A 23,384-nucleotide genomic window follows, 5' to 3' on the forward strand; every position below is an offset into this window, starting at 1 on the left:
CTTAGGTAGGTGGCGTGCCACTGCGCCTGCCTCGCAAGGGAAATGGCGGCGCTGTAGTGCCGCGAACAACCAGCTGGGCGGACAGCACCAAATCCGGCTCCGCACCGGCGTCGGGCGTTATCAAAGCCAGCAACCGGCGCGCGGTTTCGGACCCCTGCAGGGCGACCGAGTGGTCCATGGTGGTCAGGTCCAGAATCTCGGAGAGTTCATGGTTATCGAAGCCAATGACAGACATATCGCCCGGAACATCGATTCCGCCCGCCTTCAGAGTGCGCAACACGCCAAAAGCCATCTCGTCGGACGCTACGAAGACGCCAGTAGGGGCTACTTCCGCGCACAACAGCCGGGACATGGCCCTTGATCCGCCAGCCGTTGAATTCTCCTCGTGGACCTCAAGGTCCTGGCTGGGCTCCAGCCCTGCCTCGCCCAGAGCCTCGCGGTAGCCCTTCAAACGGTTGGCCGGCGGGACCCCTCCCAACGTGCTGTCTGCAGCCTCCCGAATTCCGATGAAGGCGATGCGTTCATGCCCCAAATTGAGCAGGTGCCGTGCTGCTGCCCGCCCGGCCGCGTGGTCGTCTACCCGAACACCAGGCCTGCCAGGAGTTCCCGACCCCAAAAAGGCAACAGGTAAGTTCTGGGTTTCAAGGGCGGCTAGTTCCTCCGGAGTCGGTTGCAAGGCAAAGACCAATACTCCGTCGGCTCGACCGGTCAGGCTCGACCCAGCGAAGAAACGCTCGCGCGCGGCAGTGTCCCCGAGTTCGTACAACAGGACGTCAAAGCCTGCTTGGCGAAGCACACGCCCCGCCGATGCCAGCACTTGCCCGAAGAACCATTTGGAGAGGTTGGGAGTGACAATCGCGATGGCTCCCGTCCGGCCAGTTGCTAAACGTGAACCAGCCAGCGAGGGAACATACCCCAGCTCTTGGGCAATGCGTTGCACGCGCTTGCGAGTCTCCAACGAAACTCCCGGCATATCCCGCAGTGCGCGCGAGACTGTTGATACCGAGACATTCGCGCGTTCCGCGACCGCATCCACTGTTGACGACATGGGAATGACGGTAGCGGTACCCGAAGATTAACGCAAGCGCTTGCGAACGAACTTGCTGACGTGGTTATCGAGATGGGGTTACTGACGGTGAGGAAGTATCACTGCCCTCCGAAGTGCTCATGGTCGGTGTCGACGTTGACGTTGATGTCGATTTCGACGACGACGACGGCGAACTGGTCATGCTGCTGGACGAACTGGTCATCATGGTGCTTGGAGTCCCGCCGCTGCCTTCGGCTTTCTCAAGCACCTTGTTGATCAAATCTTCGAGTTCCTTCTGGTCGGAATCGCCCAGGCTTGGCCCACTCTTCGTGGCGACCACCAGCAGCCTCCCGTCGGCCGCAGAGACCTGCATGAGCTTCTTCTGGGTTTCACCGGAACGTGTACTGACGGTCCCGAATGTTTCCTTTGCCTTCGTCTTAGCGTCTAACTTCTCACTGGAGACTTCATACCTCTGGCCGACGGCTTTTACCGTGAACTTTGCGCATTTATCCATGTTTCCGCTGATGTCCTTGAGAACCTTCTCCGCGTCCGGACCCTCACTACCGGATTGAGCGGACAGGGACCGAGGCTGATCACCGTCAGAAAGCGCGACAGCGATCTCTCCGTGTTCAACTTTGTCTACCAGCCCCGCCGTGGCGATGTCCTTGCAATCCTGAGGATCGACGCTGGCCGTATTCAAAAGGAGGTCGGCGATCTTACCGCCTTGGTCTACCTGCTCCTTGGAATAGAGCTTGAGCTCGTTGCCGTCTCCATCTTTCATACCGGAGATCAGATCGCGTAACTCGTCCTCGCTGTAGACCTTTTCCTGAGCCGACGTCGAGGCTGAGGATGAGGCGGACGACGTAGTGGCAGATGAAGGACTTGCTGCACTGCCCCCGCCACCGCTGCACCCCGCCAAAGCCACTGCTGCAACTGCAAATACTGCAAGCGCTGGAACTCTTCGCATCAGATACTGCCTTCCGGTGAACGTTGGGATCTTCTACATCTGTCCGCCCGGACCGCTATCCTCCACTTCGCCGCGCCAAGCACCTGTTTCTGTTCCGCGGGATTCGATAAAGTCCTTGAATTTCCGCAGATCGGCTTTAACCTGCATCTCGTCGATCTTCAGTGCCGCACCGGCCTTCTCGGTGGCGGTTTCCGGTGCCCACTCAAAATGGACGTTGACCTTGGTGTGGTTGTCATCCATCCGGGTGAACCGCACGACGCCGGCATGCGACTTCCCGTCGGTACTGCGCCAGGCGATCCGATCATCAGGCTGCTGGTCCACGATTTCGGTATCGAATTCGCGCTCCACGCCAGCGATCTTGGTGACCCAGTGGTTGGTGGTGTCACTCAGCTGGGTCACGGCCTCTACGCCGGACATGAACTCCGGAAAGGACTCAAACTGGGTCCACTGGTTATAGGCAGTGTGGACTGGGACAGCGACATCAATGGTTTCTTCAACGGTTTCCATTTTTCCTCCTATTGTTGAAGCGGCCCGCAAACAGCGGACAGCGGTAGGCCCCCGAGGCGCGCTGGAGTTCGCGTCGGTTCAATGGTTGTGATCTCCGGGAAGCGGAGCGCCTGAGGATAGTCGGATGGACTTCGTCCGGGCGATGGACAGTCGCCGGGGAGGTAGGGATCAGAGATGATCGACATCGACTGTTTCCTCAAGAAAGGGAGGCTGCTGCCCACCTCTGGACCTGCTCCCGCTTTTAGGCTAGACCTCGATATGTTGTGGGGCAAGCATCCGAGGAGCCCCGGGACGTGGAGGCAAAAGTGCCTTCTTCGGCAGCAATTTTCAGTTGTTTCCGGAGACAGCACTACCAACGTTGTACCGCTGTGCTTCCAACGTTGTACCCTGTGATCAGGGCGATTCCGGCCCTTTGCGCAGGGAAGGGAGCGGCCATGTCTGTCACAATCCGGGACGTCGCCAGGGTCAGCGGTTTTTCCATCAAGACGGTGTCCAACGTCATTAATGGCCACCCGCAGTTGCGCGCAGAAACGCGGGCACGTGTCCAGGAAGCCATTGACCAGCTGGGATACAGGCCCAACCTCTCTGCGAGGAACCTGAGGTCCGGGCGTACTGGAGTCATCGGCCTCATCATTCCGGATCTCACCACGGCCTATTTTGCCGAACTTGCCGACGCCGTCATGCGTGCCGCTGCCGCCAAGGGAATCGCTGTCCTTATTGAACCGATCGGCAGCGGTCGTGAAAACGAGCTGGCCGCACTTCGTGGCCAACACCGGCACATGGTGGACGGCATCATCTACAGCTCCTTGACCTTGGGGGCCGCGGACACTGAAATTCTGAAGGGAGTGGACACTCCGCTGGTTGTCCTCGGTGATACTTCTTTCGAGGGCCAGGTGGATCGGATCACGATGGCAAACACGGCGGGTGCCAAGTCCGCCACGGAGCATTTGTTGGGCATCGGCCGACGCCGGGTTGTGGCCTTGGGTGCGCACGAGGGCGATATTGTCGCGTCCGCTGAACTTCGCTTGGACGGATACAAGGCCGCACTGGAAGACGTCGGAGTGCCCTTCGATCCAAAGCTGGTTTACTACGCGGATTCCTGGCACCGCAGAGGGGGTGCCGCCGCTATGACGCGGATGCTCGCTGACGGACTGGACTTTGACGCGGTGTTTGCCTTCAATGACACCTTGGCGCTGGGCGCCATGCGCGTCCTTCAAGAGGCCGGACTGCATATCCCCGAGGATGTCGCCATTGTCGGCTTTGATGACCTGGATGAAACGCAATACTCCCTGCCAACTTTGTCCACCATCAATCCACGGCGGGACCAGATCGCCGAGGCAGCCGTTGAGATGCTCCTGCGACGCATAGAGGGCGGCGACGGGCCGGAGGCGAACGAGATCGAAACGGGCTTCTCCCTCCAAATCCGCGAGTCTTCCGGCGGATCTCCGGACAGCGCCTCCATGGCAACATCTGCCGCTTGAAATAAAAATACACTGAGGTCTTGACCCCTCTCGCAGCACGGCGCATGCTTGATACAACGTTTACGTACAACGTTTACCTAAATCGTTGACAGCAGGTTTTGGGGACATGGCTGTCCCATTTCACGAAAGGGCTGACATGAAAAGGTCGCTCACATTCCTCACCGTCGTCGCAGCCGCGTCGTTAGCGCTAACGTCCTGTTCAGGCGGGGGCGCAAGCGGGGAAAGCAAAGACGGCGCCAAAGCGGAACTAACGTTCTGGCACGGTTATACCGAGGCTGACGGGAAGGTCCTGAACAAGATCGTGGATGACTTCAACGCCTCCCAGAATGAAGTCAGCATCAAAGTCCAAACCAATCCCTGGTCGGTCATTGATGACACCCTCCTGCCGGCCCTCTCCTCCGGAAAGGGTCCTGACATTGTGGCGATGCCGGCCGAACGGCTCCCCGTCTACGCTGACAAAGGGGCCTTCGTTCAGCTGGATGACTTCTACAAGAATCCGTCCAGCAATCTCGACAAGCTGATTCCCGCCGCCGCGGACATGGAAACCGTCAACGGACATAAGTACGGCGTCCCATCCGGCTTCGTTCCCTTGGCGATGTTCTACAACAAGTCCCTGTTTGCCAAGGCTGGAATCACCACCCCGCCTACTACCTGGGACGAATGGATCGCCGCGGCCAAGAAGCTGACCGTGGATGAAAACAACGACGGCACACCAGAACAGTACGGACTTGGTTTGCCTGACCACGCAACCGTAGCCAACGGCGTCTGGCCTTCCCTCTTCTATGGCAACGGCGGAAACGTCGTCAAAGATGGCAAGGCTGTGGTGGACTCGCCGGAGAATGCCCAGACACTCAAGACGTGGGTGGATGCCATCCGGAACGACAAGATCTCACCAGCCGGCCTGGACGGTATTGCCGGTGACAAGCTCTTCAGCAGCGGCAAGGCAGCCATGTACCTTGGAGGCCCGTGGATGTCTTCCATCGCCACTGAAAACAAGATCGATTACGGCATTGCCGCCGTCCCTGCCGGTCCCAAGGACCAGGCAGCGTCCGCCATCGGTATTTCAATGGGCATCACAACGCAGAAGGACGAGGCGAAAGCCGCGGCAGCACAGAAGTTCTTCACGTACTTCCTGCAAAAGGAACAGGCCACGGCCTGGTCCCTGGGTTCGGGCTGGCCGCCGCTGCGCTCGGACATCCCCGCATCTGATGTCGCTGCGAATCCCGTAGTAGAAGCCTTGACCAAGCAGTCTGAGTTCGGCCGCCCGCTTCTGCCCGGCGTCGTGAACAGCACGGACGTTCTGACCGCCGTCGACAAGCTCACACAGCGCGCTGTGGCTGGCGAGAACATTCAGGACCTGCTCAAGGAAACCCAGGCGTCAGTCCAGAAGATCGTCGACGCCAAATAGTTGAACGGAACAGGTGCGGCGCCTAATGGGCGCCGCACCCTCCGGAAAGAAGCTCCCAAATGAGCACCACCATGCACAAGAAAACGACGGCGGCACCCCGGTACCGTGCGCCAGCCCCCTTGGGCGGGCGACGCAACCCGGCAATCGGCCAACGCCGCAAGAACATCCAGGCCCTGGCCTTCCTGGTCCCAGCACTCTTGGTCCTTGGCACGTTCACTGCCTGGCCCATGATTTCCGCCCTGCGATTGTCCTTCACTGATGCCAGCGGCTTCGGCAAGGAAAAGTGGGTGGGCTTCGAGAACTACGCCCGCATCTTCACCGATCCGGTCATCCTCAATGCAGTACTCAACACTGCCCTTTATGCCCTGTTGTTCACGCCAATGGCGGTGGCTCTTGCGCTCGTCCTGGCGCTGCTGCTGAACGATCCCCGGCTGCCATTTCGAGGATTCTTCCGAACCGCTTTGTTCCTGCCGTTCAGTATCAGCCTCGCTGTTGCAGCGATCGCCTGGTCCTACCTGATCGACCCCCAGGTTGGTTTGTTGAACTACTGGCTGGGGAACGCCGGGATCCGCATCGGAAACGTCCTGCAGGATCCCGTCCTGGCCATGCCCGCGGTTGCCTTCGTTGCCGTGTGGAAGAGCTTCGGCTTCTACATGGTCATCTTTCTCGCCGGGCTGCAGGAAATCCCAGGATCTCTCTACGAGGCCGCCAAGGTTGATGGCGCCGGGCCTTTCATGCGGTTCCGCCATGTCACCATGCCGATGCTGTCCAACACCACGGCTTTCGTCCTCATCTTCGCCCTGATCGCCGCCCTCCAGGCTTTCGACCAGATCTATGTAATGACTGGCGGAGGACCTTACGGCCACACCGAAACCGTGGTCATGCAGATCTATAAGTCCGGGTTCCAGAAACTCGACGTCGGTTTCGCCTCCGCACTCTCCTACGTCCTGCTGGCCGCCACGCTGCTGCTCAGCGTTGTCCAGTTCGTTTTCTTCGGAGAACGAGAACGGGAAGGTGACTAATGTCCACCACACTAAGACTGCAGCCCGCCCCTGGGCGAGCCGGGTCCACATCCCGCAACGCCACGAGATCAAGGCTGAACCGCGCTTTAGTGGTGGTTCTCCTGGGCCTTGCGACGGCCGTGATCCTCTTGCCCATCGCCATCATTATCTTCACGGCCTTCAAACCGGTGGCCGAGGTTAACGCTTTTCCGCCGACCCTCACCCCGGGCACGTGGACCTTGGACAATTTCACCAGGATCTTCCAGGACCTCCCCTTCATCCGGCTGATCGCCAACAGCTTCGTCTTTGCTGGTGGAGTAACACTCTTTGCCCTCCTGTTCGACTCGTTGGCTGCCTATGCACTGGCCAGGATCGATTTCACCGGCAAGAAGTTCCTGCTGATTGCGATCATTGCCAGCCTCATGATTCCCTTCCAAGCCACCCTTGTTCCGGTCTACCAACTGGCAAGCGACCTGGGCTGGGTCAACACCTTCGCTGCGCTGATCATCCCCCGCGCCGCAGACGCTTTCGGAATCTTCTTCCTGCGGCAGTTCTTCCTGTCCCTCCCCCGGGACCTGGACAACGCAGCCCGCATTGATGGCGCCTCCGAATGGCGCGTGTATTGGAATGTTGTCCTCCCGAATGCGATGCCGGCCATCCTGACCCTCGGAGTGTTCGTCTTCGTGAACAACTGGAACGACCTGCTCTGGCCATTGATCTTCACCACCGACAAGGACATGGGCACTCTGACCTCAGGGCTGACCCTCTTGACGGGACCGGGCGGAATCGTCCCCTACGGCGTGATGATGGCAGGCGCTCTCGTAGCCATCCTGCCCCTCGCCGCCATCTTTATGTTTGTCCAACGCCGCTTCATTGAGAGCGTCGCCACCACAGGATTGAAGTGAGGAAAAATTTGAACTGGCATGAAGACGGGCGCCTGCATTTCGGCCTCGGGATTGAAGACACCTTCATTCCCCAGGAACGCGCCGGAGAACGGTCCCTGGACGAATACGAACTCACCCAGCACTACCGCTTCTGGCATCAGGACTTGGGGCTTGCCAAGGAGGCGGGCGCAGAGTTCCTGCGTTGGGGCATCCCCTGGTACAAGATCAATCCCGAGCGTGATGTCTGGAAGTGGGACTGGCTGGACCAAGTGATGGAACGGTTCCAGGAACTTGGGCTGAAGCCCTTGGTGGACTTGATGCACTACGGAACCCCCACGTGGCTGGACAACCAGTTCCTGAACTCCAGCTATCCGGAACGCGTGGCTGATTACTCCGCCCGGGTCGCGGCCCGCTATGCCGATACGGTGGTGGACTACACACCGGTTAACGAGCCCATGATCCACACCCTGTTTGCCGGGAAGTTCGGGCACTGGCCACCCTACCTGGCGGGCGACGACGGCCTCGTCGCCTTGGTCCGCAACCTCTCCAAAGGATTTGTCCTCGCCCAACAAAACATGGCTGAGGTACTTGGTGAGCGGGCCATCTTCACTCACGTCGATGCTGGTTTCCGGTTCGTCAGTGACTCGAACAACGGCGAACACGATGATGAACTCCGTCACCTCAAGGCGCGCTCCTATCTGGTGGAGGACCTGGTGACGGGCAAAGTGAATGCCAATCACGAGCTCACGCCCTGGCTCTCCCGGCACGGAATGACCGACCACGATCTGGCATGGCACCAAGAGAACATCGTGCTCCCTGATGTGATGGGCGTTAACTACTACCCCCTGCACTCCACCGAGCTCCTGGAATCTGCGCGTCCCGTCCGTGGTGACATCAACGATCCCCGTGCTGTCCGCAACGACTGGACGGAGGGATTGGCCGACGTTCTGACCACCTACGGCAAGCGCTATGGTGCTCCAGTTGCGCTCACCGAAACCTGCCTCACAGGCTCCTATGAGAGGCGGATCGAGTGGCTTGATGCCTCCGTACGATGCGTCCAGGAACTCCGCGCGGCAGGGCAGGACATCGTGGGATACACCTGGTGGCCAGTTACGGATATGTACGAGTGGACCTACCGCTACGGCACCGAACCGCTTGAACATTACCGGCTCACCATGGGCCTTTGGGACCTTGTCCCGGACGAAATCGGCACCCTTCACCGGGTGAAGAATCCCGTCGCCGATAGGTTCCAGCATTACGCCGACGCAGCTGTGACCCAGCCGCCCGCTGGTATCACCAAAGAACCCGCATTCGCCTCCGAAAAAGGAAGAAGCCCGTGGCCACAGCACGCCTGACCCTCGACCCACGACGCACCATCGGCACAGTGAACCGCAGGACGTTCGGTTCATTCGTTGAACACCTCGGCCGCTGCGTCTATGACGGTATTTACGAACCCGGCCACCCCCTCGCTGACTCCGCCGGATTCCGGAACGACGTCAAGGAACTCGTCAAAGAACTGGGAGTATCCGCAATCCGGTATCCCGGCGGGAACTTCGTCTCCGGATTCAAATGGGAAGACAGCGTTGGCCCGGTGGAACAGCGGCCCAAACGGCTTGACCTCGCATGGCACTCCACCGAAACCAACCAGGTGGGACTCCACGAATTCGCAGGATGGCTCGAGGAAATCGGCAGCGAGCTCATGCTCGCCGTCAATCTCGGAACACGCGGCACGGAAGAGGCCTTGGATCTGCTGGAATACTGCAACCTCCCGTTCGGTACCGCCCTGGCCGAGAAACGGGCAGCCAATGGCCACGACAAAGCGTTCAACATCAAAATGTGGTGTTTGGGCAACGAAATGGACGGTCCATGGCAGATTGGGCATCGCAGCGCTGACGACTACGGCAAGATTGCCTCCCAGACGGCAAAGGCCATGCGCCAACTGGATCCTTCCATCGAACTTGTCGCCTGCGGTTCCTCAAGTGCGGCCATGCCCACTTTCGGCGAATGGGAACGAGTGGTGCTGGGGCATACCTACGACGACGTCGACTTCATCTCCTGCCACGCCTACTACGAGATCAAGGACGGCGACCTGGGAAGCTTCCTGGCCTCGGCGGCAAACATGGACCGGTTCATCGACTCCGTCACCGCGACGGCAGACCATATCAAGGCTGTGAAGGGAAGCGACAAAACCCTGAACATCTCCTTCGATGAATGGAACGTCTGGTACAACGAACGTTTCGAGACGGTGGATAAGATCACCGGGATCGACAACTGGCCGATCGCTCCCCGGCTTCTCGAGGACAGCTATACCGTGGCGGACGCCGTTGTGGTGGGAAACCTCCTCATTTCGCTGCTCAACCACGCGGACAGGGTCACCTCCGCTTCCCTTGCCCAACTGGTCAACGTCATTGCCCCCATCATGACCGAACCCGGCGGACTTGCCTGGAGGCAGACCACCTTTTTCCCCTTTGCCTTGACCTCCCACAACGCAAACGGCACTGCTCTGGACACCGGACTCGAAAGCGAAAAATACGACACTGCCGCCCACGGCACCGTCAGGATCGTCGACGCCGCCGCCACCTACAATCCCGACGACGGATCCGCCTCGGTCTTCCTCGTCAACCGCAGCTCAGACCAGGAATCTACCGTCACTATCGACACCAGCCATCTCCGGGACGTGTAAATACTTAGCGCCCTGACGCTGACCGATACCGACGTCTTCGCCACCAACACCCTGGCCGATCCACACCGCGTTCAGCTCCGTGACCTCGAGGGAACGGAGCAGGGCCCCGGCACCATCACCCTTACGCTGCCACCTGTCTCATGGACAGCGCTGTTCCTGACCAGCACCCCCGAAAAGGCCTGATACACAGCCAACAAGAAATGGGAGAACAAATGCACGAACAATCTGTGCCTTCAGCCATGCCCAAATTCAGGAGCAGCCCTCCACGCACGAGACCGATCGTCACCGCCGTCGTGCTTGTCATGCTGGCAGTACTGGCGGGCCAGTTCACTGCGATATCGCCCGCCGCGGCAGTGACCACCGGGAACGGTTCGCTGGTGTACTCACCGCCGGCGGGATCCTCGTTCAATCCAGAAGGCGGGCGCGCTGCAGGCACCACCTACGCCAAAGTCATCACCCTCAAGAACAACGGGACGTCGAACGGCACACTGCTGGCCACCTTCGACAAACTGGTGCTGACAAACGGTGTCCAGAGCTATCCGATCCACCGCAGCACAGATAACGGCGCAACGTGGACCAAGGTCTCCGAAGTGAATCCGAGCATTGACTTCCCTGCCTTGACGCGGACGGCGCAGCCTTTCCTCTTCGAACTCCCCCAGCAGGTTGGCAACCTGCCCGCCGGCACTGTTCTGCTCACGGGGATGATCATGCCCGAAGACCGTTCCAGCAGCAGGCTCGTTGTGTACAAGAGCCTCGACAAGGGCGTTACCTGGTCATACCAGAGCACTATCGACTCCGGTGGGCCGGCAGTCTACGATCCCAGCCCCACCTCCACCACGAGCACTGTTTGGGAACCCTCCCTGGCAATCGACGGCAATGGCGGACTCGTGGCCTATTTCTCCGACGAGCGGCAAAAAGCAAACGGCGTGCTCCAAGCCGTGTCCTACCGACGCTCAACTGACGGCGGCCTCACCTGGGGTGCACTGGGCAACGTTTCTGCGCCGACAAACAACAGTGACCGCCCGGGCATGATCACAGTGACCAAGATGCAGGATGGCCGCTATCTGGCCACTTTCGAAGTGGTCAACCGTCCCAGCCAGTCGCAGAACACAGCGCCCGTCTATTTCAAGATCTCGCCGGATGGCCTGAACTGGTCGCCTGAAGCGAGCATCGGCACAAAAGTAGCTCTTAAAGACGGACGAGGAATCGGGTCCTCCCCCTTCGTCAAATGGGTTCCCACGGGCGGACCTAAAGGCATGGTCGTCATCGCCTCCAAATGGTCGCTGGACGCATCCGGCAACATCGACGGCGGCCAAAACTTCTACGTCAACTACAACCTTGGCGACGGTCCCTGGGAAAGGCTCCCCTACGCCGTCACATATGACGCCTCCGACACTCAAGGCGGATCCTTTACCGGCTTCGCACAAGGCTTCGACACCAGCGTTGACGGCAGGACTCTCTACCAGGCCACCAACGTTGAAAATGCTGCTACTACCTACAACGACGTTCGAGTCGGCTCAATCCCCTTGGACGCCCAACAGTACGAAGCCGAACGCGCAGTCCGGCAGGATGCAGCCCTGGTGAACGATCCGGATGCCTCCAATGGCTCAAAAGTAGGCAACATCAACAATGCCGGCAGCTCGGTCACCTTCACCGTGAGGGTGCCAACTGCAGGAACCTACACACTGAATATGCGGTACGCCAACGGAACCGGAGCTAACAGCTCGCATTCCGTCAAAGTCAACGGGGGCACATCGACTACGTTGAATTACCCGGCGACCGTCGACTGGGGACGCTACGGTTGGGTGCAGATGACGGCTACCCTGGCGGCCGGAGCCAACACGGTGTCCTTTACCAAGGGAACCTCCTTCGCCGAACTTGATGTCCTCCAGGTCTTCAACCCTTCCAGCAGCCTGGATCCGCAATTCCGGGTTACCAACCGCAACAGCGGCAAATCTCTGGAAATACTCAGCGCCCTAACCACCGATGGCGCGGGAGCCGGACAATGGGGAGATACTGGCAATGCCACACAGCTATGGAGCATCAAACAAGCCAGCGGTGGAATCCAGCTCACCAACGTCAACAGTGGCAAGCTCCTCGAAATTGGTTCGGCAGCTACTGCCGATGGAGTCCAGGCGAGCCAGTGGGGACCCACGGGTAGCCCTACACAAGTCTGGTCACCGAGCGTCAGCGGCGGCTGGTGGAAACTCGCCAATGCCAACAGCGGGAAATTGCTGGAAATAGCTGGTGCTTCCACAGCTGATGGCGCCCATGCCCAGCAATACACGGCCAACGGCTTTACCTGCCAGGAATGGAAGCTGAACCGAGAAGGAATTCAGTAACTCAATGAAGGACCCTCTGCCAGCAAGACCGGCAGAGGGTCCTTCATTGCGTGCCGCCGACGCTACCTCAGGGTTGGATGTGACGCTTCAATGCATCCAAAGTCGTCTCTGGCGAGGTGTTGAAGCAGAACGTGATCCCCGGCGATTCGGCGTTGCATGCGTTGAGAACCCGTTCGAAGAGTTCCGTGTACTCCGGGACCATCCTGATGCCACCACCAATCATCACCAGGCCGAATTGATCACGGGCGAACGCTTCACGAACGTCTGATTCGGCCTCGTCAGGCGAGGTGCCGATCAGGCAGGACACTGCATCAAAACCGGCAGCGATGGTCGCCCCGAAGCCAGCCTCGATCCGCTCGGTCATGGTTGCCTCATCGAGTCCCGGCGGCAGTTTGCTGTAGTCAAGCGCCCGGGCATGGATACCGATCATCAGAATTCGAGTCATGGTGCTTACTGTGCCACGCAGTGAAAAATTTGTCTGCTGACTATGACAGGTTTGGATGGCCCCGGTGGGACGGTTATATCTGGCCCCACTTTATGACTCGCCGGGCACCTTGTGACGGTTATTTGTGGCCCCACCTTCAACGTTGGATTCATCAGTGGATGGATGCGGCGAAAGGTTGGTCTGGATGGAGTCGAGAGTGGAGTTGTTCGCGCGGATCCGAAGGGACGCCCGAGTTGAGGGCTTGTCGGTTCGTGCGTTGGCGGTCCTGTACGGGGTTCACAGGCGAACGGTGAGGCAGGCACTGGATTCAGCTGCGCCTCCGGAGCGCAAACCAAGGCAAAGGGTGGCTTGGCGGCTGGAGCCGTTCAAGGGTGCGATCTACGCGATGCTGATCGAGGATACAACCGCGCCGCGGAAGCAGCGTCATACCGCAGGATCCTGGCCCGGCTCATCGAAGAGCACGGTGCGCAGGAGCTCTCGTATTCCACGGTGCGTGATTACGTCAGGGTCCGCCGGGCCCAGATTGACCTAGAGGCAGGACGCCACGTTGAGGTGTTCGTTCCGCAGGAACACGCGCCGGGCGCCGAAGCCGAGGTGGACTTCCGCGAGATCTACGTCGTGCTGAACGGGCTGCCGTGGTGTTCGGGCAAGGCCGGCAGCGCCATGAGAAAGACCGCTGGGTGTTATTCCGTTCGCACTACGGCTTCGATCCCTTTTGATCCGGGACTGGTGCTGAACCCCAGGGTTGATAGGTCCTCGATGGTCACGGTCCGAATGGTGAAGTACTCCGTCCCAGCCCGGCTCATCGGCCGAAGGGTGGTCTCACTGCGGGCCTCCGAGCTCGCGGTCTTCGACGGCCGCACCATGGCCGCCAGACACCAGCGGGTCCCCGCCCGGTCCGGTCCTGGCCCAGGGCATCGCGCGTAAGAGTTCGGAACAGGTGAACATCCCCGATGCAGGAACCCAAGGTCCCCGCGGAGGTGAATCCGACCTCATGCCACGGGCGCCGGCAGGCACTGGGGTAACTCCCCTCGAAACTTTCCCCAAAAATGTCCGATACGGCATCCGCGTGGGGTAATTTGATCGCTATGTTTACCGGATTCAAGAATTTCATCATGAAGGGCAACGTCGTAGACCTTGCCGTCGCCGTCGTGATTGGTGCCGCCTTCGGTGCCGTAGTCACGGCCCTAGTCCAAAGCGTTCTCATGCCGTTCATCGCGGCCTTGGTCGGATCTCCGAACTTCGATAGCTTCGCCGTCGTGACCCTCAACGGAAACGACATCAAATTCGGTGTCCTGCTCACGGCAATTGTTAACTTCGTGCTCGTGGCGGCAGCCATTTACTTCGTCATCGTCGTGCCCATGAACCACATGGTCGAGCGCCGCAACCGGCGCCTCGGCATCAACCCGGACGTCAAGGAAGAAGCTGCCGAAGACCCCCAGATTGCCCTGCTCACGGAAATCAGGGATTCCCTACAGCAAGGCCGCATGCCCTAATCAAGTCGGCGGACCCAAAGCCCACCAAAAATCAGCTGTCAGGCTGAACCGCGGCCCAATTGCTTCGGCACGCTTACGTTTCCACAGACCGACGCTGCGATAGCGTGTCTCTCAGCGGCGCAGGGATAAATCCCGGCGTTCGTGCAGCCGCAGGCTGGCTGTGCTTGTTTTCCGTCATCGATGAAAGGACATGAAAGTGGCTGTTTCGATTGAATTGGGCAAGGCATTGGACAAGGCCTACGAGAACTCGACTCTGGACGAAGTCCTGTCGGCCCCGCCCTCGGCTCTTGCCGGCCTGACCGAAAAGCACGACGAACTGCTTGCCGGTATGGGAATCAAAACCATCCGCGATCTGGGAAGCAACAAATACTTCGCTACGGCCGGTGTTCTGGTCGCACTCTCCGGCAAGGTCGGGTAGTCGGTCTGGACTGTTAGCGCGTCTCACTGAAAAGGTCCGGCCCGGCGCACGCCAAGTCGGACCTTTTCCATTCCAGAATGGATTTCTCCCCACTCAAGAGATCTGACATGCTACCAACGACGGCGCCCCGACTCCATACCCCCGGGCGGCATCTGCCGTTCCCTAGCGGGATACAGGAACCCTTTACCCAACCGGTGCGAAAAGCCCCGAGGTGCCGTGTTGCCGCAGGATCAACAGCCGCGCCCATCCTCATCTGAACCCATAGAACGCCGGCCTCCGACGACCCAGACGCCCCCCGCGCACGAGACCTACGCACCGTACCGCGAGCCCAAGACCCACAACAAGGCTCCGTGAACCTGGGGCCACTTTCAACCGCCCCTTTGGGGCCAAAAATACTTGACACAATCAGTCTGCCTAGTGCATAAAGCCGCGCCCTACGTTCCGCAGAATGTCCGGTAGGGGCCGAAGCTCTCTGGCGCAGGCCCGACAAACTTTTCCAAGCCCGAGCGCTCACTGAATGGCGAAGTTACCGCCGCGAGCAACTGTTCGGTGGGGACCATGTTCCCCTCTGTTGCCGCGGAAAGCGCCTCTTCCACCAAGTGGTTTCGGGGAATGTAGACCGGGTTGACCCGGTCCATGGCATCAGCATCCGGCGTCACAGCCCGCCAGCGTTCCAGCCAGGCATCGAACGCTGCCAGGTCCAGGATCTGGCCACGCGCGGGTTCAACCTCCCCGCAGGCTGCCTTCCCGAGGTTGCGGAAAAACGAGGTGTAGTCCGCGCGTGACTCCTGGACCAGCTCAAGCAGGTCATCCACCAAAGGTGAGGCAACGTCGTCGTCAATTCCCTCAGGCAGCCCAAGTTTGGCCTTCATGCCGTTGAACCAGGTAGCGCTGTATTGCTGGCGGAATCCATTAAGGGCCTCAACGGCAAGGGCGACCGCCTGCTCCTCATCCTCGTGGATCAGGGGTGCGATCGATTCGGCGAAACGTGCAAGGTTCCACTCTGCAACCAACGGCTGGTTGCGATAGGCATACCGTCCGGTTTCATCAATGGAGCTGTAGACCGCTCCGGGATCGAACCCTTCCATGAAGGCGCACGGACCGTAATCGATGGTTTCGCCGGACACAGTCATGTTGTCGGTGTTCATGACACCGTGCACGAATCCGACGAGCATCCACTGGGCCACCAGCTTCGCTTGGACCGCAATGACGCCCTTTAGGAGACCGAGGTAGCGGTTGGCTTCCCCAGCAGCGGACGGGTGGTGGCGTTCGATCGCGTGATCAGCAAGGCGGCGCAACAGATCCATGTCGTTGGTGGCTCTGGCGTATTGGAAACTGCCTACCCGCAGGTGACTGCTGGCAACCCGGGTCAGGACGGCGCCCGGCAGGAGAGTTTCACGCTGAACGGGACGGCCCGTCGCGACCACTGCCAAGGACCTCGTGGTGGGAATGTTCAGAGCATGCATGGCCTCGCTCACGATGTATTCGCGAAGCATGGGACCAACCACCGCCTGGCCGTCACCGTTCCGGGCAAAGGGCGTCCGCCCCGAGCCCTTGAGGTGGACGTCGAGGAGCTTCCCGTCAGCGCCGGCGATCTCCCCCAGCAAAAGGGCACGGCCGTCCCCCAAACGCGGTGAGTACCAGCCAAACTGGTGACCTGAATATGCCATCGCCACGGGGGTCGCGTCTTCCGGGAGGGAATTACCGATCAGCAGCCGCACGCCCTCCGGGCTGCGAAGAAAACCGGGATCAAAACCGAGCTCGACGGCGAGCGCCTCGTTGAGCACCAGAAGCTGGGGATCAGGGGCTTCCTCCGCCCGCCAAGGAATAGCCATCTCAGGGAAGTCCCGGGCGAAATGGCCCTCAAAGGCGACGGTGGTATGCGCAATTTCGCTCATCATTCAAGGATAGCGATGCGGGAAGGGCCGCCGCAGGCGATACCTAGATCATTCCACCGCTCGCGCCGATGATGAGTTCCAAGGATCGGAGCACAGCGAACGGGACAACGCCGCTGGTGCGCGGGTTTTGCGGCGATACTTTGTTGCAGATTTCAAAACGGTAATTCCCGCTGTTCCCTGAAGCCTCAATCAAGTGCGTCGTTAGCTCGGCCGCCGGGTCGGCCCTTACGGAAACGGCCACAGTGTCCCAGTCCTCTACTGCAAGGGCGACGGCGGCTGCCACGTTGAGCGACTTCGGGAACAATTGAGTGGCTCGGGCGGCGGACCCTGCAAAGATCTCAATGGGGCCGGCAGTATTCCGAATGCGATCAACCTCAACCTCGTCCATCCAGGGCTGAATCAGGGAACCCGGGAGCTTGGTTGTGGTTATCCTGACGGCGTCATAGCCCGTTGCGCGGGCGCCCGACGCCAACAGGTCCAGGCCACCAATGGAACCCGGCGTCAAGAAAAGCCTGCCAGGGCCCGCGGCGGACAAGCGTTGGGAGAGGTGTGGGTCCGCAAGCGCCCCAAGCGATGTCGCGAGCAGGTCTACACCCGCAGAAAGCACTGCCTCGCCATGCTCAACCAAGACCTCCTGCCCAGCACATTCAACCAGCAGGTCACAGAGCTCCAACGCTTGGTCCATCTCAAGCTGGGGTGCTGGCGCGTTGTCTACGGCGCTGCGGCAAATGATTCCCTCAAGGATGGCCCCCTTGACTTTTCCAGCGGCAATGTCAGCAGCAACACGAGCCCCAATGGCTCCGTGTCCGATGATTCCGATCCTGCGGGCTCCTGGCTTCATTCGATTCCTTGCTTGATGGAGTGGATGGACGAACCCGCGCCGTGATCGTCTAGACGTTCAGGGTAAGTTCGTCCGCGGAGGAAGCCTTCGGGTCATAGGCGACGATGGAGGCTTCAGTTTTTTTCAGTAGCAGCGCCAGTTGTTCGATCTCCTTGGCGGTCAGGCCGGCGAGCATATTGCGCTGAGTTTCCAGATGTTTTGAAATGACCTCGTCAATGAGCTTCTTGCCGTGGTCCGTCATCTGGGCGTAGACAACACGACGATCCTCCTTCGACCGAACCCGCTCAATAAGGTTTTGTTCCTCCATGCGGTCCAGCCGGAAGGTGATGCCGCCCGTGGTCAGCATGGATGAACTCGCCAATTCACCAGCCGTCTTCCGGTGCGGAGGGCCGGATCGACGCAAGTTCGCCAAAACATCAAAGGATGCCAACGAGAGCCCGTACTTCTCATAGTTCGCATCCTGCACAGCTCGCTGCCGCGCCACCAGGCTCTGCAACCGGCCAAAGACGCCGATGGTCTTGGGATCAAGGTCCGGGCGTTCGCGATGCCAGTCTTCAATAATGGCGTCCACGGCGTCCGTGTCTGTGTTCCGCGATTCGGTGGTCATGCGCACTCTCTCCTTCATTCGGTCTAAGCATCTTAACACTGAGCTTCCCAACGAAGGCAGCAATCGTGAGCACTTTCCACCAGCATCTTGCAGCGTCTCCCATTATATCTTAGTCTTGAGATAGTTAGAGTCGAGGGAGATCGAATCCATGATGACTCTTGCGAAATTTGGCAATTACCAATCCGAGAGAGGTCCATCATGCGCGACGTTATCGAAAGCAAGTTACCGGAACTTGAGGAGCTGATTGATTCGGCCATCGCCTCCCGTGAGAGCCGGGTTGTTGACTTCAATACCCTGAAGTTCCAGACCAAAATGGGTGAAAAGTTCCGCCGGGGTCAGGTCCGCTACATCGGTTCCGGAGCTACCGGAGACCACTCGGACGATGGCAACATCCTCCAGGCGGAACACTTCACCTTCTCCAACATGGTGCTGCCCGCCGGATGCGTAGGTCCTGAGCACACGCACCCGGACGTCGAAGAGGTGTTCTTTGTCCTCGAAGGAGAGGTGGAGTTCAGTGTGCACGACGTCGAAGACGGCAACAAGAAAGCGAGCCGCGTGCTGGGCTACCGCGATCTGATCCGGGTCCCGGCCGGCGTTCCCCGGAGCTTGCGCACTGTCAGCGAAGAAGACGCAATTATTTGCGTGATCATCGGCGCCAAGAAACCGGAGATCCCGTTCTATCCGCCGACGTCGGAGATGTACGGCGTAACCCGCTAAATCTTCAACAACCCGGGTACCGGCCGCTGTGGCCGGTACCCGGGTTTTTATTGTGCCGAATTGTTTGGGACACAACGGAAAGAGCCTGCAGCTCGGAGAGTTTCGAGCTGCAGGCTCTTCAACAGGCTAAGCGGTTCCTTCTGAGAGAATTGCGGCCTGCTTCTGCGCATCGGCATCATGCACCCGGCGGATTCTGGCTACTCCAAGATCGTGCTGATACAAGTGCTCGTCCTTATCTGCATCGGCAGCCAGGGCCTCCAACAGTTCGCGGTCCTGTTCCAGGACCACCCAGTGTTTTTCCTCGAGAGTTGTCTTGTACATGAACCGCCAGACGTCCCTCTCCCAGTCTGAAACGGTCCGGGTACGCCAATGGAAAACGGCGGAGGTATGGGCATCGATGGGAGTGGACATTCCTACGATGCCGAACGACCCCCCGGGACCTGCTGAATCGGCGTACGGGATCTCCAGATCCACGTAGTCCATGGATTCACGGCAGTACTCCACCCAGTCAAAGTTCTTGCCGCGCTGGTCCGTTTTCTCAAAGAAGAATCCGCGGTCGGTCTCACGGATGCGGAAGCGGGCACTCGTATCACCGCCAAACATCGAATGCGAGTCACGGTGGAGGAACGCACCGTGCATCGGATCCAGGACGTTGTCCATGTAGAAGCGCCACGGACTGTTCCATTCCGCGTAGTTGGAAAACCAGGAAACCTCGGGATTGTCCAGGCGGTCCGGCAGTTTGAACTCCGTCACCTCCGAGTCCTCCGTCAAAGGCATGAAGGCAAAGATCATGTCAGCGCCTTCCTCCACAGCCAGCGACGCCGTCACCGTCTTGCCCTCAAGCGCGCAGCCCGGCATGCCTGGAACCGAAATCACGGTGCCGTCACCGTTGACCTGAACGCCGTGGTACTTGCACGCCACCCGGTCCCCGAGGTGTTGGCCCACGGACAAAGGGGCGCTGCGGTGGGGACAGCGGTCCTCCAGCATCCGGATTTGCCCCCTGGCGTCACGGAACAGCAGCCAATCCACGCCCAGCCGCCGGACTTTGACCATGTCTCCGGGACCCACGAATCGCGACGGGTAGATGGAATACCATCGATCCCTCAGTCCCGTCGCGGCCAGTTCTGCGGCGTCGAGTTGGCGGCGCGTGCCAACGACAGTTTTGATCTTGGCCCTGCCGGCCCTGGCTCCGGCTGGAGCGCTTGCAGTTGCAGTTGCAGTTGCAGTTGTCATGTCCTACTCTCCCAGTCGTCGCATTTCGGAACGGAATCGGGTTTCATCCCAGGGTTCACCGTCCGGGGCGTTCAGGCCCAAATTGTTCAGGCCCGAGACGATTGCCGGCAGTTCGTGGCTGCCACTGGCAAAAATCTCGGACAGGGCCCCGGCCAGCTTCAACTCGTAAGGATTGGGCGGGCCCACCCGGGACTGGTTGGCTTCAAGATATTGTTCAGGCACTGTATTCCTCCTGTGTTTGGGTGACAGTGTGCAGACCTTCAGCGATATTCATGAATGACCTGCTCCACTCGTTAAATGAATGAGATCGGCTCTGGTGTGCTGGAACGGCGGTGTTGTCGATGATGACAAAAACCCCGTTACTGATGCCGCCGGCGATGCTTTGCGGTATGGAGATATCGGTATGGATATCAGGCGCAGCGGCGATGACCAACGACGGCGCTCGCACCCGCCGGAGCGTGGCGACAAATCCCTCAAGAGACATGTCCACCAACGGGTCACCAAGGATGAGGCTCTTGACCTGCTCCGGGTGCAGCGCAGCGAGCATTATTGCGCCGTACGCGGCTGTTCCGCTGGCCAGAATGTGCGCAGGACCTGCCGTTGAGTCGTAAAGCGCGGACGAGGCTGCTTCAACCCACTCATCCATCTGTCCAGGCGGTCCGGCGACGTCCAACGCAACGCCGATTCCGGGTTCCCAGGCACGGGCTCCCAAAGCATCAAGCTGATGGTCAAACCATTCGCCGGCTCCCTCGCCACCGTGCAAGCACACGACGTCATGCTGTCGCATGGCATCGTGGAGTTGCATGGTGTCGCCCAGTGCATGGCCGAGGCGCGGATCTACTCCCGTACTTGATTTCATGTGCTCCCCTGCTCCTCTACTGATGTGGGGTTGGAATATGCACCGGCGGCACGAAAGCTCCCGGCACGGGGTCCAATGCGGTGACGTCGATCTCGATCACCGCTGGTCCACGCACCGCGAGCGCTTCCACCAAAGCCCCATCAAAGGAGCCGGGGCCGCGCACACGCCAGAACGGCAATTTCAGCGACTGGGCCAGCAGACCAAAGTCCGGTGTGTGCAGGTTGACCCCTGCCTCGGCGAAGCCGTTGGCTTTCTGCATGTTGCGCAGCACCCCATAGCCGCCGTCGTTGAAGACCAGCACCACGCACCAGACCCCTGAGCCGGCAAGGGAGGCGAGTTCACCAAGATGAACGGCAAGGCCGCCGTCGCCGGCAATCACTACCGTGGGAACGTCCGGGCGGGCGCAGGCGGCCCCAATGCCCATGGCCAAACCCTGGCCGATGCCGCCTCCCAACGGAAAGATATTGGTTTCGCGGGAGTACATTTCCAGCAGGCGGTTACCCCACTGGCTGGAGGGGATGGTCACATCACGTGCAACCACGGATTCCCGATCCAGGCGGTCCCTGAGGCTGTGGCAGATTTCCGCATAACCGCCGATGTACTCAGTCAGCGCGGCCCTTACCTCAAGGCGTACATTGTGCACCTGCTGCGTCCAGCTGGGGTCCATAGAGTGGCTACCCAACCGGCTGACGATCGCCTCCAAAGTCGCGCGGGAGTCGCCCACCAGACCCACAGTTGCCGGATACACCCGGCCCACGGCTTCAGGGTTGAGATCCAACTGGATGTGGGTGGCGGGCAATTTGAGTGAATAATGCTGCGTCTCGTTGGAACGGAAGTGCGTGCCAACACTTAACAACACGTCACACTGTTCGATCAGCCGGACGGCGGCGGGAGTGGTAGCAAAGTTGCCGATGACAAGATCGTCATCTTCCGGAACCACTCCCCGGCCCGAGTTGCTGGTCAGCAGTCCCGCGCCGAGATGGTGCAGCAGAGCCGCAAGTTCCTTTTCCGCGCCGGCCGCTCCTCCGCCGGCCCAGATCAGAGGTCGCTTGGCACCTGCCAGGAGCCGTACGGCTTCGGCGACAGCATCGGCGTCGTACTCGGGTAAAGGCTTCACCTGTGCATCGATGGGGCGCTGGTCCTCCGGGTGGGCAAGATACTGCAGATCAGTAGGCCACTCGATGCTGGCCGGCGTATGAGGTGAGGAGAGCAGGTGTGCGATTGCCTCTTCCAGGTCCGCCTCCGCATCCTTGCCATTGAAAATGGTGCGGGCATAGCCGGAGACCGCGTGGAGCATCTGCAATTGGCGTGGGACCTCATGGATCACGCCACGGTTGCTGCCCATGAATTCGCTGTCGATCTGGCCGGTAATGTGCAACACACGGCTTCCCGCAGTGAGCGCCTCCACCATGGAACCCGCGGCGTTGCCGGCTCCTGTGCCAGTGCTGGTCAGGGCAATTCCGATTTTGCCGGAGGCGCGCGCATAAGCGTCAGCCGCGTTGACTGCCGCTGCCTCGTGGCGGACGGCAACAAAGTTCAGCTCCCTGTCCACTGCCTCGACGAGAGGAAGATTGTGGATGCTGATGACCCCGAAAGCCGTATCGATGCCGTGGCGACGCATTACACGAACCAGGACGTCACCGCCGGTTGGCCCCCTTGGGACCGTTGCTTCTTGTGTCACTGACATATCTGGATCTCTTTCGTAATGAAGTTCCGCTGGCTAGACATAGCGCCCAACGCCACCGCCGACGTCGATTGTTGCTCCTGTGGTGTATCCGCTGAGGGGCGAGAGCAGGGAGACAATATGAAAGGCCACCTCCTCAGCCGTGCCGAAACGGCCCAGCTTGATGCCGCGGTTGGCGGCGATTTCCGCACTCCAGGCCTCGTAGTCGAGTTCAGAGCCGGCTTCCTCAAAGCGTCGCCGCCACTGGCCGGTGTCCACCAGGCCAAGCAGGACCGAATTCACCCGCGTTCCCTCTGTAGCCAAATCTTCGGCAAGGGAATGCGTGAGGTTCAGCAGCGCGGCGCGGGCAGCCGAGGTGGCAGCCAGGCGCAACTCAGGTTGCCGGGCGAGGATTGCGTTGACGTTTACCACGGAGCCATGGCCCGATCCAGTCAGGGCAGACCTGGCGGAACGAACCATGTTCAAAACGCCGAAGATCTTCAGGCTGAACTCATCACGCAACTGCTGGTCCGTGGTGTCCTGAAGTGTGGCCATCAAGGAACGGCCGGCGTTACAGACCAGACCATCGACGGCGCCAAACCGATCCAAAGTGCCCGCGATAAACCTGTTCGTGGCATCTTGGTCCGTGACGTCGCACGACGCAAGGTAAATCGAGTCCTTGTCCGCCCAGGAAAACTCCTCGAATGCTGCCTCCAAGCGGCCGGTGTCGCGCGCACAGGCAGCAACCTGCGCACCTTCGCTCAGCAAATAGCGGGCGGTGGCAAGCCCGACGCCGGAACTCGCCCCGGTGACAACCACCGTGCGGTCCTTCAATTGCAGGTCCATATGTGGGACTCCTTTTTAGTGGTTTTCCGCTCGGGCGGTTCAGTAATCCATGGCTTCGTTG

The 23,384-nt window shown here is 59.9% G+C and carries 21 protein-coding genes and 2 pseudogenes; 11 read left to right on the forward strand and 12 right to left on the reverse strand.

The window, feature by feature from the left end:
* Position 1: 1 nt before the first annotated feature.
* From AC1DD7_RS09955 to AC1DD7_RS09965, 3 genes are all read right to left on the reverse strand, one after another.
* Entirely contained in the window at positions 2-1,048 is a 1,047-nt protein-coding gene (locus AC1DD7_RS09955; protein ID WP_477514827.1) for a LacI family DNA-binding transcriptional regulator, read from the reverse strand.
* A 64-nt stretch (positions 1,049-1,112) separates the two neighbouring features.
* Positions 1,113-1,994 (reverse strand): hypothetical protein, encoded by an 882-nt coding sequence (locus AC1DD7_RS09960; RefSeq protein WP_477514828.1) that lies wholly within the window; start codon positions 1,992-1,994, stop codon positions 1,113-1,115.
* 33 nt (positions 1,995-2,027) lie between these two features.
* Positions 2,028-2,501, reverse strand: coding sequence for an SRPBCC family protein (locus AC1DD7_RS09965; RefSeq protein WP_477514829.1), 474 nt, complete (start codon positions 2,499-2,501; stop codon positions 2,028-2,030).
* A gap of 434 nt (positions 2,502-2,935) precedes the next feature.
* On the opposite strand from AC1DD7_RS09965, the gene AC1DD7_RS09970 reads away from it, so the two are divergent.
* From AC1DD7_RS09970 to AC1DD7_RS10000, 7 genes and pseudogenes are all read left to right on the forward strand, one after another.
* Entirely contained in the window at positions 2,936-3,982 is a 1,047-nt protein-coding gene (locus AC1DD7_RS09970; RefSeq protein WP_442016622.1) for a LacI family DNA-binding transcriptional regulator, read from the forward strand.
* Positions 3,983-4,118: 136 nt separating this feature from the next.
* Positions 4,119-5,390 carry an ABC transporter substrate-binding protein gene (locus AC1DD7_RS09975; RefSeq protein ID WP_431116242.1) on the forward strand — a complete coding sequence of 424 codons (1,272 nt, stop codon included), beginning with the start codon at positions 4,119-4,121 and terminating at the stop codon, positions 5,388-5,390.
* A 59-nt stretch (positions 5,391-5,449) separates the two neighbouring features.
* Positions 5,450-6,412, forward strand: coding sequence for a carbohydrate ABC transporter permease (locus AC1DD7_RS09980; RefSeq protein ID WP_477514830.1), 963 nt, complete (start codon positions 5,450-5,452; stop codon positions 6,410-6,412).
* A complete protein-coding gene (locus AC1DD7_RS09985) occupies positions 6,412-7,296 on the forward strand; it encodes a carbohydrate ABC transporter permease (RefSeq protein WP_442016624.1) in 885 nt (294 codons plus the stop codon). The genes AC1DD7_RS09980 and AC1DD7_RS09985 overlap by 1 nt, the downstream gene beginning before the upstream one ends.
* 8 nt (positions 7,297-7,304) lie before the next feature.
* Complete coding sequence (locus tag AC1DD7_RS09990; protein WP_442016625.1) at positions 7,305-8,630, forward strand: family 1 glycosylhydrolase; 1,326 nt, start codon at positions 7,305-7,307, stop codon at positions 8,628-8,630.
* Positions 8,612-10,141, forward strand: a pseudogene (arfA, locus tag AC1DD7_RS09995) (arabinosylfuranosidase ArfA). Before AC1DD7_RS09990 ends, arfA begins: the two are co-directional and overlap by 19 nt.
* A gap of 29 nt (positions 10,142-10,170) precedes the next feature.
* Complete coding sequence (locus tag AC1DD7_RS10000) at positions 10,171-12,300, forward strand: RICIN domain-containing protein (RefSeq protein ID WP_477514831.1); 2,130 nt, start codon at positions 10,171-10,173, stop codon at positions 12,298-12,300.
* Between the two features lie 67 nt (positions 12,301-12,367).
* On the opposite strand, the gene AC1DD7_RS10005 is transcribed toward AC1DD7_RS10000, so the two are convergent.
* Entirely contained in the window at positions 12,368-12,745 is a 378-nt protein-coding gene (locus AC1DD7_RS10005) for a hypothetical protein (RefSeq protein WP_442003577.1), read from the reverse strand.
* A 184-nt stretch (positions 12,746-12,929) separates the two neighbouring features.
* Here AC1DD7_RS10005 and AC1DD7_RS10010 point away from each other — a divergent pair.
* From AC1DD7_RS10010 to AC1DD7_RS10020, 3 genes and pseudogenes are all read left to right on the forward strand, one after another.
* Positions 12,930-13,648: pseudogene (locus tag AC1DD7_RS10010) on the forward strand (Mu transposase domain-containing protein); the annotation flags it as partial.
* Positions 13,649-13,833: 185 nt separating this feature from the next.
* Positions 13,834-14,241 (forward strand): large conductance mechanosensitive channel protein MscL, encoded by a 408-nt coding sequence (gene mscL / locus AC1DD7_RS10015; RefSeq protein WP_477514832.1) that lies wholly within the window; start codon positions 13,834-13,836, stop codon positions 14,239-14,241.
* Between the two features lie 196 nt (positions 14,242-14,437).
* The gene (locus tag AC1DD7_RS10020; protein WP_442003575.1) at positions 14,438-14,659 is read left to right on the forward strand and encodes a hypothetical protein; all 222 of its coding nucleotides are present in this window, start codon (positions 14,438-14,440) and stop codon (positions 14,657-14,659) included.
* A gap of 434 nt (positions 14,660-15,093) precedes the next feature.
* Here AC1DD7_RS10020 and AC1DD7_RS10025 read toward each other — a convergent pair whose 3' ends face one another.
* From AC1DD7_RS10025 to AC1DD7_RS10035, 3 genes are read right to left on the reverse strand one after another with little or no spacing between them, the layout of a single operon-like run.
* On the reverse strand, positions 15,094-16,557 hold the full coding sequence (locus tag AC1DD7_RS10025; RefSeq protein ID WP_477514833.1) for a protein adenylyltransferase SelO: 1,464 nt from the start codon (positions 16,555-16,557) through the stop codon (positions 15,094-15,096).
* Between the two features lie 43 nt (positions 16,558-16,600).
* The gene (locus AC1DD7_RS10030) at positions 16,601-17,398 is read right to left on the reverse strand and encodes an aspartate dehydrogenase domain-containing protein (RefSeq protein ID WP_477514834.1); all 798 of its coding nucleotides are present in this window, start codon (positions 17,396-17,398) and stop codon (positions 16,601-16,603) included.
* A 49-nt stretch (positions 17,399-17,447) separates the two neighbouring features.
* Entirely contained in the window at positions 17,448-18,005 is a 558-nt protein-coding gene (locus tag AC1DD7_RS10035; RefSeq protein ID WP_477514835.1) for a MarR family winged helix-turn-helix transcriptional regulator, read from the reverse strand.
* 198 nt (positions 18,006-18,203) lie between these two features.
* Here AC1DD7_RS10035 and AC1DD7_RS10040 point away from each other — a divergent pair, with 198 nt between their 5' ends.
* Complete coding sequence (locus tag AC1DD7_RS10040; protein ID WP_442003571.1) at positions 18,204-18,722, forward strand: cupin domain-containing protein; 519 nt, start codon at positions 18,204-18,206, stop codon at positions 18,720-18,722.
* A 126-nt stretch (positions 18,723-18,848) separates the two neighbouring features.
* On the opposite strand, the gene AC1DD7_RS10045 is transcribed toward AC1DD7_RS10040, so the two are convergent.
* Genes AC1DD7_RS10045 through AC1DD7_RS10065 form a run of 5 tightly spaced genes read right to left on the reverse strand, consistent with a single transcriptional unit; the run spans position 18,849 to position 23,323 of the window.
* Positions 18,849-19,955, reverse strand: a complete 1,107-nt coding sequence (locus tag AC1DD7_RS10045) for a Rieske 2Fe-2S domain-containing protein (protein WP_477514836.1) — start codon at positions 19,953-19,955, stop codon at positions 18,849-18,851.
* Positions 19,956-19,958: 3 nt separating this feature from the next.
* Positions 19,959-20,177: a recombinase-like helix-turn-helix domain-containing protein gene (locus tag AC1DD7_RS10050; protein ID WP_011774623.1), complete on the reverse strand. Its 219-nt coding sequence runs from the start codon at positions 20,175-20,177 to the stop codon at positions 19,959-19,961.
* Positions 20,170-20,814, reverse strand: coding sequence for an alpha/beta fold hydrolase (locus AC1DD7_RS10055; protein WP_477514837.1), 645 nt, complete (start codon positions 20,812-20,814; stop codon positions 20,170-20,172). The genes AC1DD7_RS10050 and AC1DD7_RS10055 overlap by 8 nt, the downstream gene beginning before the upstream one ends.
* 16 nt (positions 20,815-20,830) lie before the next feature.
* A complete protein-coding gene (locus tag AC1DD7_RS10060; protein WP_477514838.1) occupies positions 20,831-22,501 on the reverse strand; it encodes a thiamine pyrophosphate-binding protein in 1,671 nt (556 codons plus the stop codon).
* A 33-nt stretch (positions 22,502-22,534) separates the two neighbouring features.
* The gene (locus AC1DD7_RS10065; protein ID WP_477514839.1) at positions 22,535-23,323 is read right to left on the reverse strand and encodes an SDR family oxidoreductase; all 789 of its coding nucleotides are present in this window, start codon (positions 23,321-23,323) and stop codon (positions 22,535-22,537) included.
* Positions 23,324-23,384 lie beyond the last annotated feature (61 nt).

It is taken from the genome of Paenarthrobacter sp. 10L412, from assembly GCF_056395565.1.

Excerpts from the sequence above, each read along its gene's own strand:
- AC1DD7_RS10025 (WP_477514833.1), bottom strand. The coding sequence starts at position 16,557 with ATGAGCGAAATTGCGCATACCACCGTCGCCTTTGAGGGCCATTTCGCC.
- AC1DD7_RS09985 (WP_442016624.1), top strand. The coding sequence starts at position 6,412 with ATGTCCACCACACTAAGACTGCAGCCCGCCCCTGGGCGAGCCGGGTCC.
- mscL (WP_477514832.1), top strand. The coding sequence starts at position 13,834 with ATGTTTACCGGATTCAAGAATTTCATCATGAAGGGCAACGTCGTAGAC.
- AC1DD7_RS09960 (WP_477514828.1), bottom strand. The coding sequence starts at position 1,994 with ATGCGAAGAGTTCCAGCGCTTGCAGTATTTGCAGTTGCAGCAGTGGCT.
- AC1DD7_RS10030 (WP_477514834.1), bottom strand. The coding sequence starts at position 17,398 with ATGAAGCCAGGAGCCCGCAGGATCGGAATCATCGGACACGGAGCCATT.
- AC1DD7_RS09965 (WP_477514829.1), bottom strand. The coding sequence starts at position 2,501 with ATGGAAACCGTTGAAGAAACCATTGATGTCGCTGTCCCAGTCCACACT.
- AC1DD7_RS10045 (WP_477514836.1), bottom strand. The coding sequence starts at position 19,955 with ATGACAACTGCAACTGCAACTGCAACTGCAAGCGCTCCAGCCGGAGCC.
- AC1DD7_RS09970 (WP_442016622.1), top strand. The coding sequence starts at position 2,936 with ATGTCTGTCACAATCCGGGACGTCGCCAGGGTCAGCGGTTTTTCCATC.
- AC1DD7_RS10005 (WP_442003577.1), bottom strand. The coding sequence starts at position 12,745 with ATGACTCGAATTCTGATGATCGGTATCCATGCCCGGGCGCTTGACTAC.
- AC1DD7_RS10060 (WP_477514838.1), bottom strand. The coding sequence starts at position 22,501 with ATGTCAGTGACACAAGAAGCAACGGTCCCAAGGGGGCCAACCGGCGGT.
- AC1DD7_RS09980 (WP_477514830.1), top strand. The coding sequence starts at position 5,450 with ATGAGCACCACCATGCACAAGAAAACGACGGCGGCACCCCGGTACCGT.
- AC1DD7_RS10040 (WP_442003571.1), top strand. The coding sequence starts at position 18,204 with ATGCGCGACGTTATCGAAAGCAAGTTACCGGAACTTGAGGAGCTGATT.
- AC1DD7_RS09975 (WP_431116242.1), top strand. The coding sequence starts at position 4,119 with ATGAAAAGGTCGCTCACATTCCTCACCGTCGTCGCAGCCGCGTCGTTA.
- AC1DD7_RS10000 (WP_477514831.1), top strand. The coding sequence starts at position 10,171 with ATGCACGAACAATCTGTGCCTTCAGCCATGCCCAAATTCAGGAGCAGC.
- AC1DD7_RS10035 (WP_477514835.1), bottom strand. The coding sequence starts at position 18,005 with ATGACCACCGAATCGCGGAACACAGACACGGACGCCGTGGACGCCATT.
- AC1DD7_RS10055 (WP_477514837.1), bottom strand. The coding sequence starts at position 20,814 with ATGAAATCAAGTACGGGAGTAGATCCGCGCCTCGGCCATGCACTGGGC.
- AC1DD7_RS09955 (WP_477514827.1), bottom strand. The coding sequence starts at position 1,048 with ATGTCGTCAACAGTGGATGCGGTCGCGGAACGCGCGAATGTCTCGGTA.
- AC1DD7_RS10065 (WP_477514839.1), bottom strand. The coding sequence starts at position 23,323 with ATGGACCTGCAATTGAAGGACCGCACGGTGGTTGTCACCGGGGCGAGT.